The sequence below is a fragment of the Sphingomonas colocasiae genome, assembly GCF_019880585.1.
Lineage (GTDB): Bacteria > Pseudomonadota > Alphaproteobacteria > Sphingomonadales > Sphingomonadaceae > Sphingobium_A > Sphingobium_A colocasiae.
Genome location: NZ_JAINVV010000003.1, coordinates 538,214 through 553,996, shown reverse-complemented (window position 1 = coordinate 553,996; position 15,783 = coordinate 538,214). Strand labels below are relative to the sequence as shown.

The window sequence follows — 15,783 nt, the reverse complement described above, 5'->3', positions numbered from 1 at the left end:
GCGGATACGCCCAATGGTGATCGCGATCGGGAGAGGGGCCTGCGCCAGGCCCTGCGGCAATATTTCCCGATACTTCGAGATGACTTCGAATTGTAGCCGAAGCGTCATCAACGCGTGGAATAGGCGCGCTCCTCAAATGCCCGGTGCCGCGGACGATCGTCGCGCGGCGCTTTCGTGAGGGGGGTTCAATGTTGCATAAATCCGTGTCCGCTCTGGCGGTGTCCATTTGCCTTGCGTGCGCCACACAGGCGGCCGCGCAGGACGTTCCGCCCGCCGATGCCGCGGATGGCGGCGATGCCGGCGATATCGTGGTCATCGGCAGTGGCCAGACGCGTTCGGTTTCCACGCTCTTGCCGTCGAACCTGGATGTGCTGCCGCCGGGCGTGAGCGCGCAAAAGGCGCTGAACTTCCTGCCGGGCGTCAGCGCGCAGTCGATCGATGCGCTGGGCGTCAACGAAAAGTCGATGACGCTGCAGGTGCGCGGCTTCAACACCACCCATCTCGGCTACACGCTCGACGGCATGCCGCTGGGCGATGGCGCGTACAATAATTACAACGGCCTCAGCATCAGCCGCGCGCTGATCTCGGAAAATCTCGGCCGCGCCGAAGTCGCGACCGGCATTGCCGGCCTCGCCATTCCGTCCACCAGCAATCTGGGCGGCGCGGTCACCTATTTCTCCAGCGATCCGCGCAAGGACATGGGGATCACTGCGAACGCGACCTTCGGCAGCGAGAGCGCCAAGCGCGTGTTCATGCGTTTCGACACCGGCGAACATGGCGGCTTCTCCGCCTATCTCTCCGGCCAGTATCACGAATATGACCTGTTCGTTGATCAGGCCGCTTACAACAAATCCACCGGCAAGCAGTTCAACGGCAAGCTGATGTACGAATTCGACGGCGGCAAGATCACCGCCTTCGCGGACATTTCGCGCACCAACCAGGCGAGCGACGCCTATATCTCGAAAGACATGCTCGCGCGGCTGGGCTGGGATCAGGGCGGCTATGCGCCGAACTGGCAGGCCTATCTCGATCGCGCCTATTGCGCGGTGACCGGCCCCACGGCGCCCGCGAAATGCATCGATTCGACGGCGCCCGAAAAGCGATCCGACGTTACCTTCACCAACGGCCAGATCCTGCGCGACGACAATCTCTATTATCTGGCCGGCGATTTCGATCTCACCGGATCGCTCGGCGTGCGCGTGCAGGGCTATCACCACAAGAACAAGGGCGCCGGCAACAACTGGATCATGGGCTGGTCCAAACAGGGCACGGCGGACACGGCGGACGACGTGCCGGTGCAGATCCGCGACACGCGCTACACCATCGATCGCAGCGGCGTGCTCGCCAGCCTCGGCTGGGATATCGGCTTCAATCACGTCCAGGCGGGCATGTGGTTCGAAGACAATAGCAGCAGCGCCGCGCGCTATATCTGGACCAACGTCAAAGGGCCGTTCAGCCTGGCCCAGTATCTGAAGGGCCAGCCGGACACCGCCCAATGGGTGCAGGAAACCCACTGGAAGACGTGGCAATTCTATGCGCAGAACACGATGAAGCTGCTGGATGATGCGCTGACCGTCGATTTCGGGTTCAAGAGCACCTATTCGAAATCCGATGCCCGCGCGATCGACGGCATCGCCAAGGCGGCACCGCCGGCCTCCAGCCAGTTCGCCAGCGGCACGCTGGTCGCCAAGGACAATTTCCTGCCCGAAGTGGGCGTGCACTGGAACGTCGCGCCCGGCCACGAACTCTATGCCAGCTATGCCGAGAATATGGCGATGTTCCAGGGCGGCTTCAAACTCGGCCCGCAATCGGTGTCGCAGGCCGTCTGGGATCTGCAGGGCAAGCATCTGAAGCCGGAAACCTCGAAAAGCTTCGAAGGCGGCTATCGCTATGTCAGCGGTCCGCTCCAGGTTTCGCTGGCGGCGTACAACACGCATTTCAACGATCGCCTGTTGCAGTATAACCCGTGCCCGACCAACCAGCAGCAGAATCCGGGCTGCGGCAATTCCTTCCACAATGCCGGCGGCATCACCAGCCGGGGCGTGGAACTGGGCGTGCTGTGGCGTCCGGCACCGTGGCTGAGCTGGTACAATTCGGCCTCGTACAACAAGTCCACCTATGACGAGAATCTGAACTGGTGCACCGGCGCCACCTGCGTGGTGAAGCAGACCAAGGGCAAGCAGCAGGTGGATACGCCGAAGGAGATGTTCGCCAGCGTGCTGACCGTCACCGAAGGCGGCTTCTCCGCATCGCTGATGGGCAAATATACCGGCCGCCGCTATTATACCTACACCAATGATCAGAGCTTCGGGGGCTATGCCACCTTCGATCTCGGCCTGGGCTACCGGTTCGGCGATGTCGGCCCGGTGAAGGGGGCGAAACTGTCGCTGAACGTCACGAACCTGACCAACAAGCGCTATGCGACGAACTTCGACAGCAGCGTGTTCGCGCCTGATGATGCCACGGGCAGCCTGGTGGTGTTCCACGCCTCAGCCCCGCGCCAGATCTTCGGATCGCTCAGCTTTGGGTTCTGATCGCCCGGTTCCGGGTTTCGGATGGGCCGGCGCCGTCGCGCCGATCCTGATATTGTTCTTCCCCGGCCTCGCCGCCGGGGAAGAACCCGTCACCCGGCCGAATATCGATCGGACGGAGGGCGCGCGCACCGTTTCGCTGAACGGCCGCAGCTTCGTGAACCTGGGGCTGGTCGGCGCCGGGCGTCTTCCCGCCGATACGCCCGATTTTCTCGGCGATACGCTGGGCTCCTTCTCCTCGCTCCAGGTCGCGCCCGGAAGCTGGGCGCGCATCGGCGATCACTACGAAGCCATTCTCTGGACGCTGCCCGATCGGGGGCGCAACGATCCGGACGCGAAACTCTTCTTCGACTATCCCGCGCGGCTGCACCGTTTCCGCATCCGCTTCACCCCCGCCGATGGCCGCGTGTCGCTCGTCCCCGATGGCGGGCTGGAATTGCGGGATTTTCGTGGCCGGCCCTTCACCGGCGCGGATCCGGGCGCGGGCACGCTGAAGCAGCGCGGCATGCTGCTGCCGGCCCCGGCCGGCGGCGTTGGCGCCGGCAAGGTCTCGCTCGACGCCGAGTCCCTGCAATTCGCGCGCGACGGCAGCTTCTATGTCGGCGACGAATATACCGCGAACATCTATTATTTCGATCCGCGCGGCCGTCTGCGCGGCGTGATACGGCCGCCTGCGGCAATCGTTCCGCGCTGCGACGGGCGCCCATATTTCGGTTCGCTGCAACCGCCCGAAACCGGCCGGCGCAACAATCAGGGGGTGGAGGGCATGTCGCTCTCGCCCGATGGCCGCAGGCTGTTCGTCGCGCTGCAAAGCGCCCTGGTCCAGGACAGCGCGGCCGGCAACGCCGCCGGGCGCACCGCCACGCGCGTGCTGGTCTATGATGTCGGCCGCACGCCGGTGCCGGTGCGGCCGATCGCGCATCATGTCGTGCAATTGCCGGCTTATGACGATGCGGGCGGCGGCGGACCGCCCGACCGCACCGCCGCGCAGAGCGAGATCCGCGCGATCGACGACCGCAGTTTCCTGATGCTGGCGCGCGACGGGGCGGGGCGGGGCGCTGGCGGAAAGGCGCCGATCGTGTACAAGAGCGTCCTGCTGGTCGATCTGGCGGGCGCGACCAATCTGGCGGGCAGCGGATATGAAACCGGCTCCGCATCGCTGCTGCGCGATCCCGCCGGTACCGCGCTGCGGCCGGGCATCGTGCCCGCCGCGCGGGTGGAACTGGTGAACCTGCTCAATCCCGCGCAGCTTGCGCGCTTCGGCCTCGATATCGATGCGCTGTCCGAGAAGTGGGAGGCGCTGGATCTCGTCCCCGCGCTCGATCCGGATCATCCTGACGATCATTTCCTGATCGTCGGCAACGACAATGATTTCATCGCGCGCCATTGCCGGATGTCGGGCCGATCCTGTGATTCCGCCATCGACAACGACAGCCGGATATTGCTGTACCGGCTGCGCCTGCCGCGAACGGCGGGCTGAGCGGCGGGGCGGGGGCCTTCCCCCCTGGCGATTTCCCGCATCCCCGCTCTGGATTTCCGCCGTCCGCTCCCGCAATAGGGCGCGCATGATCCGTCGCGTCCTGCTTCTCCTCGCCGCCGTCAGCCTTCCGCTCGCCGCCGCGCCCGCCAAATCGCCGCCCGTCATGTCGGGCACCGTTTCCGCCGCCGATCCGCGCGCGGCGGAGGCGGGGATAGAGATATTGCGGCAGGGCGGCAGCGCCACCGACGCCGCGATCGCGATGATGCTGGCGCTGAACGTGGTGGAGCCGCAAAGCTCGGGCATCGGCGGCGGCGGCTTCCTGGTCAATCACGATGCGAAAAGCCGGGCGGTCACCAGTTTCGACGGGCGCGAGGCGGCCCCCGCCGCCGCCGATGGCGAATGGTTCTTTCGCGACGGCAAGGCGATGGACCATGCGGACGCCATTCCCGGCGGGCGCAGCGTGGGCGTGCCCGGCAATCTGCGCATGATGGCGATGGCGCATGCCCGCCACGGCAAGCTGCCCTGGGCCGCGCTGTTCCAGCCCGCGATCCGCCTGGCGCGCGACGGTTTCGCGATCACCCCGCGCCTCGGCAATTCGATCGACCGGTATGGCAAGGCGATCGTTTCGGACTGGGGGCGCGCCTTCTTCTTCAATGCGGACGGATCGCCGAAGGCCGCGGGCACAATCCTGAAGAATCCCGAACAGGCGGCACTGTTCGCGGGCATCGCCGCGAAGGGCCCCGATTATTTCTATCATGGCGCGACCGCCGAAAAGCTGGTGGCGACCGTCAACGGCGCGCGGATCAACCCGTCGCGGATGACGATGGCGGATGTCGCCGCCTATCGCGCGAAGGAACGCGATCCCGTTTGCGGCACCTATCGCGTCTATCGCATCTGCGGCATGGGGCCGCCATCCTCGGGCGGGATCACCGTGCTGCTGATCCTCAAGCAGCTCGAACGGTTCGACATGGCGGCGCTGGGCAAGGACAATCCGGTCGCCTGGCACCTGCTGGCCGAAAGCGAGCGGCTCGCCTATGCCGATCGCGACACCTATCTGGGCGACGCCGATCATGTGTCCGTGCCGGTGAAGGGCCTGCTCGATCCCGCCTATATCGCGTCGCGCTCGGCGCTGATCAGCCCCGATACGACGATGGCGTCGATCGCGCCCGGCGTCCCGGCCGGCGCGCCGCCGCGCGTGCGGGTGCAGCCCGGCCCGGAACATGGCACCTCGCACATGTCCGCCGTGGACGCTCAGGGCAATGTCGTCGCCGTCACCTCCACGATCGAGGATGTGTTCGGATCGGGCCTGACGATCGACGGCACCGTGCTCAACAACGAACTGACCGATTTCGACATCGCGCCGGTCAGGGACGGCTATCTCGCCGCCAATCGCGTGCAGGGCGGCAAGCGGCCGCGCAGCTCCATGTCGCCCACCATCGTCTATGGGCCGGACGGCAAGGTGCGCATCGCGCTGGGCGCGGCGGGCGGATCGACGATCATCGCGCAGATCGCCAAGGCGCTGGTCGGCGTGCTGGACTGGAAGATGAGCGCGCAGGACGCGATCGGCATGGGGCTGATCTACACGCCCGGCCCCGGCGGCGTGGTGGAACGCGGCACCCAGCTGGAACCCATGCTGCCCGCGCTCGCCGCGCTTGGCGAACAGCTCCGCGCCGGCCCGCTGGGGCTGAAGGCGAACGCGGTGGAACAGGTGAACGGCCAATGGACCGGCGCCGCCGACCCGCGCAGCGAAGGCGTGGCGATCACCATCACCGGCAAGGACAGCGTGACCCACAAGGTGGCGCGCGGAGCCAACGCGGCGCACGAATAGGGGCGCGGAGTGCCTGTTCTGGAGAGTGAGGTGTTCGGCCGAATGTTCAGTTTTGGGGGTGGAAGCCGTCGGCGGGATGAGCGATCCATCCTTGGCCAACAGATTGAAGCGACGCTGTGCGCGGGAATGTCGCTGCCCGAACCGCTTGAACGCCTCTTCCGCTGGATCGAGGCGAGCCGATGCTTCGTCGACACGCCGAATGGCCGGATAGGATTGCTGTTCCCCGAAGCGGAGATGAAGCGGGGCTGGACCGACGACGGCCGCCCCGGCGGCACCGACATTGGCTTTGCAGCGGAAGGCAATGTCAATCTGAGATACTGGTTCAGAACCACCAATCCGGAGGTCATGAACAGGCTCTGCGTCTTCGCCAAAACGGGCGGCGACGGGTCGATGGCCGCCTTTTGGTTGGCGGACGATGGCACCCAGAAAATTGTCCATCTGGGCTCGGGCTCTGGATCGGTGACGCTTTGCATTCTCGCAGACGATCCGGTCGATTTCCTCCGATTGCTGGCGATCGGCTATGACGAGATCTGCTGGGGTGATGCCTACGCCCAGCCACCGAATGTCGGCGGAGAGTTCTTCGTTCAGCCGAACATGCCGTATCGGGCTTGGGTGGAGGAGAATTTTCGCGTTTCGATACCCGTTCTCGCGACCGAAATAGTTCGACACCCCTCATCCATGGACGACGAGAGTTCGGAAGATGCCTTTTGGCAATGGGTGAAAAAGCACGTCGGCTGAGCCAGCCCCACCATTGCCTTTTCCCCCGAACCGGCCATGCTTGGGCCTCATGTGTGATTCTCTGTCGTTGCGGCGCTCTGCGCACCACGCGGGCCGGCTGCTGAAAGGCTAGCTGCCCCGGAACCGCGCGTGGCGGGGCCGGGGTGTTTTCCGTGTCATCGCCGAATTGTCGGGGGCCGCCGGTCTGGCGGGCCGGGTGAGGCCGCACGGCGCGCGGCGCGGTTCCCGATCGGAGAAATCCATGTGCATTCCCACCGAACAGCGCGGGCTGTTCGATATTCATCTGCGCGTCGGCGCCCGGCGCGCGGAGGATCTGCTGCGTTCGCCCGACGATCATGCGCGCGTCCGCGCGATCAGCGACGACGGCTTCAGCGCGATCGAGCGGCTGGAGCATTCGCCGCTGGCCGACGACCAGTTCACCGCGATCGCGCTGCGGCTGGCGGTCGCGCAGCCGCCGGCGGAGCCGATCGCCGACGCGATCGAGCGACATTTCCGGAATCCCCCATCCGCGCTGGCGCTGGATGCGCATCGTCGCGCGGTGTGGCGCGGGGTGGAAAGCATGGGCCTGCCCGTCGAACGCGCCACGCGCGCGGTGGATCGGCTGGCGGCGCGGCTGGCGGAGCGGCCGGCCGGGGGCGGTGTGGAGATCGCCGCGTCGGTGCGCGACCATGCCGGTTTCTATGCCTGGCTATGGCCCGATCCCCGGCTGCGCGCCGGCATCGCCGCGCGCCGCGTGATGATGGCGATGGTGGATCTGCTGGAAACCCATGAGGAGGGTCCCCGCCGCGCACGGGCCCGATCGTGAGCGCGGCGGGGAACCTGCCGGCGGGGGTGCTATTCCACCGCCGGCAGGATCCGCATCAGGCCAAGGCTGTCCAGAAATCCGTGAAACCCCACGGTGCTGCCGTTGGGGTTCTCGACGATGCGCGCCTGGATCATCGGCATCGTCGCGGCGATTTCGGCGTCCTCGAACAGCGCGGCCAGGCCGTCGTCCCAGGCATGGGTGCCATAGTGCGTCGCCGGCATGTCTCCGGTGGCGGAGATCGGCACGGTGATGTTGCCGATGCCGCGATTGCCCACGGTGGGATCGGCGGGGGAAAGCGGTGCGAAATTGAGCGCCAGGTTCGCCGCGCTCAGTTCGGCGGCGGTGCAGATCAGCGATACGGATTTGGGATAGGGCATGATGATGGTCCTTCAGGCGAAATAGCTGCGCAGCGTGGCGATGGCGTCGGTGCCGGGGGCGCCCAGATAGATGGCGAAGCCGCCCCAGAATGACGGGGTGACGGCGCCTTGCCCCGGCACGCCGCCCAGCGAGACGCGGCTGGCATTGTTCACGATGTCTCCCGTGATCGCGATCGACGCGGTCGTGCCGTTGGGGCTGGTCGTGGTCGTCGATGTTGCCGAGATCTGGCTGGTCGTGATGCCATAGGCCGAAAGCGGGGCGGACATGCTGGCGACGATCGGCTGGAAATTGCCGCCGGGACCGCGCACCGCCACCGTCAGCCGGCTGTTGGTGATGATGCCCGAGATCCGCCAATAGCGGACATTGCTGAGATAGGTGGCGCAATAGCTGGTACCGCTGTTCCCCTCACGCCGTCCGGCGAGCAGCATATAGCCGTCGCTGCCCTGGTTGAGGCTGCCGACGCCCGCGCTCACCTGGTGCCACAGCACGTCGTCCACCCCGTCGAACGCCAGTACAGGATGGCCGTCGATCACCGTCAGGATCGGCCGCTGCGTCGGGGTAGCGTTCGTGAGGTGGCGGCCATTGCCCGACTGGTCGGCCAGATAACCCACGGGATCACCGATCGCGACCGCGCCGGTGCCGTCGCTGTTCTGCTTCAGGGATGCCGGGTCCGACACGTCGTACCAGGACCCCGCATTGCCGGCGAACACCGCCGCGACGTCGGCGCGCAGCGCGCGGCTGCCCGCGCGCGGCGGGCGCATGCCCAGCCCCATCGATCCCATCGCGCCGGCGCGCGCATTGCCGCCCCGCATGGTCAGGCCGTCGTCCAGCTCACGATGGCGCCTTCGCTGACGCCCCAGAATTCGGCGGTGTTGGCGAATTGCAGGTCGTCGTCGCCATCGGCGCCCGTGCCGTTGCGGCGGATGCAGATCGCCGTATCGGTGGCGACACGAATGAAACGGGCATTGTCGGGCAGGGGATCGCTCTGTCCGGTGGTGCCGAAACTGTCCTTGTAGAGCGGATCGGGCGGGGCGATCGGCAACAGGCCGGAACCCAGCCCGCGCGGAAGATCGGAATATGCGCTGATCGTAACCTTGGCCATGAAAACTCTCCTGATCCGTGACGATGGATAAGGAAGAGCGTCCCTTTCAGGCCGGCGCTTCGCTGATGCCGGTGATGATAACCGGGAACGCCGCGCCGTCAAAGCGCGGGAACGGCGCAATGCGACGAGAAGAGTCGATCGGGGCCGGCACGGGTTGCCGGTATGGGTTGGCAATATGGGTTGCCAATATGGGTTGAAAGTCGATCGGCCTATCGCGGATCGGGCAGGTGGTGCAGCGGCAGCGGCACGCCATCCTTGATCGTGTCGATCGCGAAGCTGGTCCGGAAATCGCGCACGCCGGGCAATTTGATCAGCGTCGTCATCATCAGCCGGCGAAAACTGTCGAGATCGGGCACGACGATCTGGAGCAGCATGTCGTACTCGCCCGAGGTGACGAAGCATGAGATGATTTCGCGGATGCCGCCGATCGCCGATTTCAGTTGCTCGGCATCCTCCTCCCGGTGGCGCTCCATCTTCACCGAAACGAAGCAGGTCAGCCCCAGACCCACCTTCCGCTCGTCGATCCGCGCACTGTAGCCGGTGATATAACCGTCCTGCTCCAGGCGCTTGACGCGGCGGAGGCAGGGGGAGGGGGAAAGGCCGATCAGCTCGGCCAGGTCCAGATTGGTCAGCCGTCCGTTGCGCTGGAGTTCGGTCAGGATCCGCCGATCGAAACCATCGAGATCAATGTCGGGCATGATTCACCAAAAAGGCTGCGAATGGGTGTGGCAGATGCTCAAAATTCTAGTTTTCAGGGCGAAAATCGCAATCAAAAACCTTGGATTCCATCTCATCATTGCGTCCGAAGTTGCCGGAGGGGATTGAAGATGCGCTATTGGGATTTGCCCGAATTCGATGATCACGAGCAGACCTGTCTGTTCACCGATCGCGAAACCGGTTTGCGCGTGGTGGTCGCGATCCATTCCACCCATCTGGGGCCGGCCTGCGGAGGAACGCGCTATTGGCACTATGCCAGCGATGGCGATGCCGTCGCGGATGCGCTGCGTCTGTCGCGCGCCATGTCGTACAAAAGCGCGCTTGCCGGGGTTGCGATGGGCGGGGGCAAGGCGGTGATGCTGCGCGATCCCGCGCGGCCGCGCACGCGCGAGCAACTGCTGGCCTATGGCGGGGTGCTGAACCGGCTGAACGGCCAGTTCGCGACCGGGGAGGATGTCGGCTTTTCGGTCGCGGATTGCGAGATCATCCGCACGGTTTCACCCTATGTCGGCGGTACCGAGAGCGCGGGGGCGGGCGATCCGTCGATCCATACCGCCACCGGGGTGTTCAACGGCCTGCGCGGCGTCGTGAAACGCGCACTGGACCGCGACGATCTTCAGGGCGTGCACGTCGCGGTGCAGGGGCTGGGCAATGTCGGCTGGCGGCTGGCGGAGGGGCTGGCGCAGGCGGGCGCCCGTCTGACCGTGACCGATATCGACGCGGACCGGCTCGAACGCGCACGCGTGGCACTGAACGCCGAAACGGTGGCGCCCGACGCGATACTGGGCGTCGAGGCCGATATATTGGCGCCGTGTGCGCTGGGTGGGCTATTCGATTCCGTGACGGTGGCGGGGCTGCGCGTCCGCGCGATCGCGGGGGCCGCCAACAACCAGCTCGCGACCGCCGATGCCGGGGCCGCGCTCCGCGCGCGCGGTATTCTCTATGCGCCCGATTTCGTGATCAATGCCGGTGGCGTGATCGGCGCGGCGGAGGAAATCGCGGCGATGCCGGGGCGGAACATCCGGGTAACCCGGCCGATCGAAGACCGGCTCGCCGATATCGAGACACGGCTGCTCGATATCTTCGACCGCGCCGATCGCGCCGGCGAAACGCCGGAGGCAACCGCGATGGCGCTCGGCCGGGAATTGATCGGTCGATAAGCGCGGCGAGCAGCGCGCGAAACCGGGCCTGTCGCGGGGGCGATGCCGCCTTGTTGCCGATCGGCAACGAAAATCTCGGCCGACCGGTTGGACGAATCGATTTTCATGATATGAAATCGATTTTCTGTTTCCCCAAATCATCGCGAGATCGTCCATGCGCCTTGCCAAGACCCTGCAATGCCCGCTGTTTTTCGCCGCGCTCATGGCGTCCGTCGCTTCGCCGGCGCTGGCGCAATCCGCCAGCCCCGCGGCGGCGGAGGCGCTGGAGGCCGGGCGCGAAGCTGCCGTCGATGCGCTGTTCTCGAGCATCGGGGCCGGCGATCCGGGCGCGGCGCTGGGCGTCTACAGCAAGGGCAAGCTCGTCTACGCCAAGGGCTATGGCATCGCCGACATGGAGGATGGCCGCCCGATCACGCCGCAGACGCAATTCCATGTCGCGAGCGTTTCCAAGGAATTCGCGGCCTTCGCGATCGCGCTGCTGGCGCGCGACGGCAAGGTTGATCTCAATGCCGATATCCGGCGCTACCTGCCCTATGTCCCCGATTTCGGGGAGGTCATCACGGTCAATCACCTGATCCATCATACGAGCGGCCTGCGCGACCAATGGTCGCTGTTCGTGCTGGGCGGGCAGGATATGGACAATCGCCTGCGCCAGAAGCAGGTCGTCAACATGGTGTCGCGCCAGCGGGCGCTGAACTTCAAGCCCGGCAGCGAATATACCTATTCCAACACCGGCTACACGCTGCTCGCGGAAATTGTGCACGCGGTGAGCGGGCAGACGCTGCGCCAGTTCACCGAGGAACGGATCTTCAAGCCGCTGGGCATGAGCAAGACCTTCTTCTTCGACGATGTCGACGAGATCGTGCCCGGCCGCGCGCAATCCTATAATCGGGAAAACCCGGACAAGCCGTGGAAGCGCGAACTGCTCAACTACGACAATGCCGGTGCGACCAGCCTGTTCACCACCGTCGAGGACCTCGCAAAATGGGCGGGCAACTTCACCAATCCGGTGGTGGGCGATCGCGCGCTGATCGATCAGGTGACGACCAACGGCACGCTTTCGGACGGAAAGCCGATCACCTATGGCTTCGCGCTCCAGCGCACGAAGATCGGCGGACGCGAGGTGATCACCCATTCGGGCGCCGATGCCGGTTTCCGTGCGATCTTCGTCTATTATCCGGGGCAGGATTTCGCGGTGGCGATCACCGCCAACACGCCCTTCGACGCGGCGGGCAAGAATTTCGGGCTGGACCTTACCGCGCGCGTCGCGGCGATTGCGGATCTCTATCTGCCCAAGGTGCCGGCGCCCGCCGTTCCCGCCATCGACAAGAAACCCAATCCCGCGCCGCTCGCCGGCACCTATTTCAATCAATATGCGCATACGCTCAAGCTGGAGGCGCGCACCGACGGGCTTTATCTCGACGGCGGCTATGGCAAGCCGACCAAGATGACGCAGCGCGCCAATGGCAGCTTCGATTCCGGCCCGCCGGTGCGCAGTTATTTCACCACGGTCAAGGGCGCGAACGGCACCATCACCGCGATCGAGCAGGTGTCGCCCGATGAATCGCGCGTCACGCGTTTCGACAGGATCACCTTGGCCACGCCATCGGCCGCGGCGCTCGCGGATTATGCCGGCAATTATTACAGCGACGAACTCGACGCGACCTATACGATCGCGGTTGAAGGGGATCATCTGTCGGTCCGTTCGATCTGGATGCCCGATCCGGTCTCGCTGAAGGCCGTGGTGGCGGATCGCTTCGAATCCCCGTCCTGGACGCTCGGCGCGGTCGCCTTCGATCGCGATGCCCAGGGCAAGGTCAGCGGGCTGAAGATCCATGCCGGCCGCGTCCGCCATGTCGCGCTGCGCCGCCTCAACGGGCCGCTGCCCTGATCGACAAGGACGGCCGCCGCCGGGTTCGATCCGGTGGTGGCTGCCATGGCTTGGGTTGATCGGCGCGGGCCGCGCGAAATCTGAAACGCGCGGCCTACCGGATCGATTTGCGGGTTGATGGGAGCATCGAACTGCAAGTCATTCTATGCTGTATGAATCTGCTCCTCCAGCGCGTGCATATTCGCCGCGGAAAATCGCAACCTCGGTGAGCATCCGACAATGGAGCGGAAGCAGCGGCTCAGGACATCACCGGCGAGATCGACCTGCGATACCGGGATGATGATGCTGTCGTGCACGGGCAGGGCGGGAATGCCATGGTCGAATGCGAGCGTGGTGATCGTCGTCCAAAGCGCTTGGCTTTCCAGGAACTGGATTTTCGTCCAGTCGACAGGGTCGGATAACAACGGAAAGCGCTGCCTGATCTTCCGCCTGACGCTTTTGATCGGATATGCTTCCTGCAGGGCCTTCTCGTTCCTGAAGCGCAATTCACGGGCGATTTCCCATCTCCAGGCGCGTGGCAGCCCGTGCGGCCCGAACTTTTCCACGATGAACGCTTTGATGAGCTTCCTCGGAAGGCCGTCAAACACATAAGGATCGACGGAAAGGTCTATCGGCGTCCCGGTCAGCGCATGCGCTATGCTGAGCCCGCACGCGACTACGTCTATTTCAACGATGCTTTCGCCATTGATCGTTATTCTGCGTCTGGCGCGCGCACTGGCCTGCTGGAAGTTCCGGGCACCTTGCGCCGCGATGCGACCTCCCCGATCCCATTGCAGGGGCTCCCCTTCCAACTGGAAGAATGTGCGCTCGAACGAGGTTGCTCCAAAGGGTTCGACGCGCTGTTCGCCAAGAAACTCCGAAAATTTATCGATCCCGATTATAAGCCGCCTGGCGGTCTCTTCCTGGTTGTCGATCGCAATGGCGCCGCCGATGCGGATGCCGTGTCCCGACCGGCGCGCTTCCTTCACGTAGAGCGGGCCCTGCTCGGATACCTTCTCCCGGATCTTGGTGGGGGGAAAGTGAAGCCGGGCGTTCTGCGGCGAGATGTCGTGCCGCGCCGCCAATGCAAGAAAGGCTGGTGTGGCCCGGATCCGGCTGAAATCCCGACCATTGCCGCATTCGAGATAACCAAGGCGGTGTGCCGCAAGCACAAGCCCCAGCCATTGATGATCGATCCAGCCATCCTTGTGCCACCAGCATTTGCGCCCCGATCTGCGGATGTTGTCGAGAAGCTCGGGAACGAACTCCAGCGACAACGGCCTGAGCGCTGTCACGGTCAGCGTGTCGATCGCGGGCTTGCCCCAGAAATCCAACAAGAAAGCTTCCGCAAGCGCGATCGCCTGCGCGGAAGGGCGGCAAGCGCCTGCGGACAGGCCGGGCCCATCATGGTGGGGCCTATCTGTCTCCGGCGCGTCGGCTTGCCCGAAGCGGCTGGCACGTTCATCGCTGATCATCGCCAACACATGATTGCCCCCACCAGCGAACATGATTGCCATGATTGGACGAGGACGGACAGCGCGATCATATGGAAATGGTCTTTGGCGCTTGAGGACGGTGAGGCGTCTGCTCTTGTTTCGGTCTTCGAAAGCCAAGAGGAGAGCCAGCGCCATCCGGTTCACAAACGCATCCGGGGGCTGGCTCGAAGCGCGAACCCAGGCAAGCAGGTGGCGCAGCGATCGCCCAATCCGGATTTGCGACCACCGCCATGTCTGGCGGGCTGACCCGAAGGTTGCGGCGCAACGCGTTGCGGACAGGTGCGTTTGACACCAATTCCGCCGGCTCGCCGACGAGCCGTGCCGCGCGACGAGGCACGCGCCAATCCGGCGAGCCATGTGCTCCAGAACGATCTCCGTCGCGCGCCCGGCCATGGGCGCGGCGGCCATGGTCGTTTCGCCGTCGAAAGGCGACCGATGAACAATACCGCCATGGAGGCTTCGCCGTTCCTGCGGTTCGCGCTCCAGATCCATCGCGAGCGGCAGCGTAGAAAGCTGGCCTTCGCCGACTATGGTTCGCTGTTCGGAGAACCGGCCTGGGATATGCTGCTTTGCCTGTTCATCGCCGCGGAGCGTGGCCGGATCCTGACGATTTCGGAGGTCGCGAAGTCGATCGATGTGCCGCTCAACACGGCGCTTCGCTATGCGGAGGATCTTGAAGCCAGGGGATTGCTCCGGCGCGCGCGCGATACGCGCGACGCCCGCCGGACCCTTCTCTATCTGAGCCCGGAGGCGGACGAAAAGATGCGCGCTTTTCTGCGGCGGGCCGAACCCATGCCGCCTGCTTCACCATAGCCGATGGCAGGGTTAGATACTTAAGGCGTAAAGTGAATGATACCGAAAGAATTGAGAGCGGTCGCGCCAACAGGGCGAGAAACAGGATCGGTGGACGATCCCCTACAGGAATATATGGTTTAAGACCTGAAAAACGCCTTCAAAATGGGTTTTTTTGGATTGGACATCCGTATCGATTGAAGGAAATCCTGCTCTTCAGGGAGAGTCGGATGTCTGTTCTTTTGGTTGCGTGCGATTTGAAGCTTCCGGATGAGAATTACTCGGAGGTGCGTCAGTTCCTCGCGAAGTTCACGCATTGCCGGAAACTGGATTCGGTCTGGCTTATCGATACCAAATGGTCGCCGGACCAGATGAGAGATGGGCTCAACGCGTTGATCGATCGGGACGATGCGGTGTTCGTCACCAGGCTGGCGATGAACTGGGCGAGCAGCAGATTCGGCGGCGCGGACTGGCTGAACGACATGAACAGGAACTGGTGACGGAGCCGGGCTGGCGTTCGGTCAGGTTGCGGCGTCGCGGGTTCAGGCTCATCATGGCGATGTGACCAATCCCGCCGGCACTGTGATGACGATCGAACATCCCGACGGAAGCGTGCGCGTGTTGATCGTACGTCGGTCTGATGGCGTCTATGCCTATCGACTGCAATGGCGTTCGGTCCCGATGGCGATCGCTGATCCGGATAGCGACGATTGGGGGCCAGCCGGCCCCGATTGCGGGCTTTATGACAGCGCGGACACGGCGGAGACGGAGGCCAGGCAGCGCGTCGCCTGGCTGAAAGCGGGATTCCACTGACGGTAACCGACCCGCCATTTTCGGGCGCTCGTTCAATTGAGGGCGGGACGGCCGGAGCTCGGGCGTGCCGTTG

At 64.7% G+C, this 15,783-nt stretch carries 15 protein-coding genes; 10 read left to right on the top strand and 5 right to left on the bottom strand.

Annotated elements, in window-relative coordinates; translation table 11 throughout:
* Positions 1–188: 188 nt before the first annotated feature.
* The 5 genes from K7G82_RS06145 to K7G82_RS06125 all read left to right on the top strand — a co-directional run bounded on the left by K7G82_RS06145 (position 189) and on the right by K7G82_RS06125 (position 7,382).
* Positions 189–2,534 (top strand): TonB-dependent receptor, encoded by a 2,346-nt coding sequence (locus K7G82_RS06145; protein ID WP_222988940.1) that lies wholly within the window; start codon positions 189–191, stop codon positions 2,532–2,534.
* Positions 2,524–4,011 (top strand): esterase-like activity of phytase family protein, encoded by a 1,488-nt coding sequence (locus tag K7G82_RS06140; protein ID WP_246623304.1) that lies wholly within the window; start codon positions 2,524–2,526, stop codon positions 4,009–4,011. The genes K7G82_RS06145 and K7G82_RS06140 overlap by 11 nt, the downstream gene beginning before the upstream one ends.
* 85 nt (positions 4,012–4,096) lie before the next feature.
* Complete coding sequence (gene ggt, locus K7G82_RS06135) at positions 4,097–5,839, top strand: gamma-glutamyltransferase (protein WP_222988939.1); 1,743 nt, start codon at positions 4,097–4,099, stop codon at positions 5,837–5,839.
* Between the two features lie 9 nt (positions 5,840–5,848).
* Positions 5,849–6,577: a hypothetical protein gene (locus tag K7G82_RS06130; protein ID WP_222988938.1), complete on the top strand. Its 729-nt coding sequence runs from the start codon at positions 5,849–5,851 to the stop codon at positions 6,575–6,577.
* Positions 6,578–6,818: 241 nt separating this feature from the next.
* Complete coding sequence (locus tag K7G82_RS06125; RefSeq protein ID WP_222988937.1) at positions 6,819–7,382, top strand: hypothetical protein; 564 nt, start codon at positions 6,819–6,821, stop codon at positions 7,380–7,382.
* Between the two features lie 29 nt (positions 7,383–7,411).
* Here K7G82_RS06125 and K7G82_RS06120 read toward each other — a convergent pair whose 3' ends face one another.
* From K7G82_RS06120 to K7G82_RS06105, 4 genes are all read right to left on the bottom strand, one after another.
* On the bottom strand, positions 7,412–7,759 hold the full coding sequence (locus K7G82_RS06120; RefSeq protein ID WP_222988936.1) for a hypothetical protein: 348 nt from the start codon (positions 7,757–7,759) through the stop codon (positions 7,412–7,414).
* 12 nt (positions 7,760–7,771) lie between these two features.
* Positions 7,772–8,572: a hypothetical protein gene (locus tag K7G82_RS06115; protein ID WP_222988935.1), complete on the bottom strand. Its 801-nt coding sequence runs from the start codon at positions 8,570–8,572 to the stop codon at positions 7,772–7,774.
* Between the two features lie 2 nt (positions 8,573–8,574).
* Positions 8,575–8,862 (bottom strand): hypothetical protein, encoded by a 288-nt coding sequence (locus tag K7G82_RS06110; RefSeq protein ID WP_222988934.1) that lies wholly within the window; start codon positions 8,860–8,862, stop codon positions 8,575–8,577.
* A gap of 209 nt (positions 8,863–9,071) precedes the next feature.
* Positions 9,072–9,560, bottom strand: coding sequence for an Lrp/AsnC family transcriptional regulator (locus K7G82_RS06105; protein ID WP_222988933.1), 489 nt, complete (start codon positions 9,558–9,560; stop codon positions 9,072–9,074).
* Between the two features lie 129 nt (positions 9,561–9,689).
* On the opposite strand from K7G82_RS06105, the gene K7G82_RS06100 reads away from it, so the two are divergent.
* On the top strand, positions 9,690–10,739 hold the full coding sequence (locus K7G82_RS06100) for a Glu/Leu/Phe/Val dehydrogenase family protein (RefSeq protein ID WP_222988932.1): 1,050 nt from the start codon (positions 9,690–9,692) through the stop codon (positions 10,737–10,739).
* A gap of 154 nt (positions 10,740–10,893) precedes the next feature.
* On the top strand, positions 10,894–12,630 hold the full coding sequence (locus K7G82_RS06095) for a serine hydrolase (protein WP_222988931.1): 1,737 nt from the start codon (positions 10,894–10,896) through the stop codon (positions 12,628–12,630).
* Positions 12,631–12,773: 143 nt separating this feature from the next.
* On the opposite strand, the gene K7G82_RS06090 is transcribed toward K7G82_RS06095, so the two are convergent.
* The gene (locus K7G82_RS06090; protein ID WP_222988930.1) at positions 12,774–14,093 is read right to left on the bottom strand and encodes a hypothetical protein; all 1,320 of its coding nucleotides are present in this window, start codon (positions 14,091–14,093) and stop codon (positions 12,774–12,776) included.
* A 330-nt stretch (positions 14,094–14,423) separates the two neighbouring features.
* On the opposite strand from K7G82_RS06090, the gene K7G82_RS30185 reads away from it, so the two are divergent.
* From K7G82_RS30185 to K7G82_RS06075, 3 genes are all read left to right on the top strand, one after another.
* The gene (locus K7G82_RS30185) at positions 14,424–14,918 is read left to right on the top strand and encodes a helix-turn-helix domain-containing protein (protein WP_222988929.1); all 495 of its coding nucleotides are present in this window, start codon (positions 14,424–14,426) and stop codon (positions 14,916–14,918) included.
* Between the two features lie 209 nt (positions 14,919–15,127).
* Complete coding sequence (locus K7G82_RS06080; protein WP_222988928.1) at positions 15,128–15,397, top strand: hypothetical protein; 270 nt, start codon at positions 15,128–15,130, stop codon at positions 15,395–15,397.
* A gap of 85 nt (positions 15,398–15,482) precedes the next feature.
* Positions 15,483–15,710, top strand: a complete 228-nt coding sequence (locus K7G82_RS06075; protein ID WP_222988927.1) for a hypothetical protein — start codon at positions 15,483–15,485, stop codon at positions 15,708–15,710.
* Positions 15,711–15,783: the final 73 nt, after the last annotated feature.

What these genes read in the sequence shown, in the direction of transcription:
- K7G82_RS06080 (WP_222988928.1), top strand. Translation starts at nt 15,128, where the DNA reads ATGTCTGTTCTTTTGGTTGCGTGCGATTTGAAGCTTCCGGATGAGAAT.
- K7G82_RS06095 (WP_222988931.1), top strand. Translation starts at nt 10,894, where the DNA reads ATGCGCCTTGCCAAGACCCTGCAATGCCCGCTGTTTTTCGCCGCGCTC.
- ggt (WP_222988939.1), top strand. Translation starts at nt 4,097, where the DNA reads ATGATCCGTCGCGTCCTGCTTCTCCTCGCCGCCGTCAGCCTTCCGCTC.
- K7G82_RS06145 (WP_222988940.1), top strand. Translation starts at nt 189, where the DNA reads ATGTTGCATAAATCCGTGTCCGCTCTGGCGGTGTCCATTTGCCTTGCG.
- K7G82_RS06100 (WP_222988932.1), top strand. Translation starts at nt 9,690, where the DNA reads ATGCGCTATTGGGATTTGCCCGAATTCGATGATCACGAGCAGACCTGT.
- K7G82_RS06125 (WP_222988937.1), top strand. Translation starts at nt 6,819, where the DNA reads ATGTGCATTCCCACCGAACAGCGCGGGCTGTTCGATATTCATCTGCGC.
- K7G82_RS06075 (WP_222988927.1), top strand. Translation starts at nt 15,483, where the DNA reads ATGACGATCGAACATCCCGACGGAAGCGTGCGCGTGTTGATCGTACGT.
- K7G82_RS06110 (WP_222988934.1), bottom strand. Translation starts at nt 8,862, where the DNA reads ATGGCCAAGGTTACGATCAGCGCATATTCCGATCTTCCGCGCGGGCTG.
- K7G82_RS06115 (WP_222988935.1), bottom strand. Translation starts at nt 8,572, where the DNA reads ATGCGGGGCGGCAATGCGCGCGCCGGCGCGATGGGATCGATGGGGCTG.
- K7G82_RS06105 (WP_222988933.1), bottom strand. Translation starts at nt 9,560, where the DNA reads ATGCCCGACATTGATCTCGATGGTTTCGATCGGCGGATCCTGACCGAA.
- K7G82_RS06120 (WP_222988936.1), bottom strand. Translation starts at nt 7,759, where the DNA reads ATGCCCTATCCCAAATCCGTATCGCTGATCTGCACCGCCGCCGAACTG.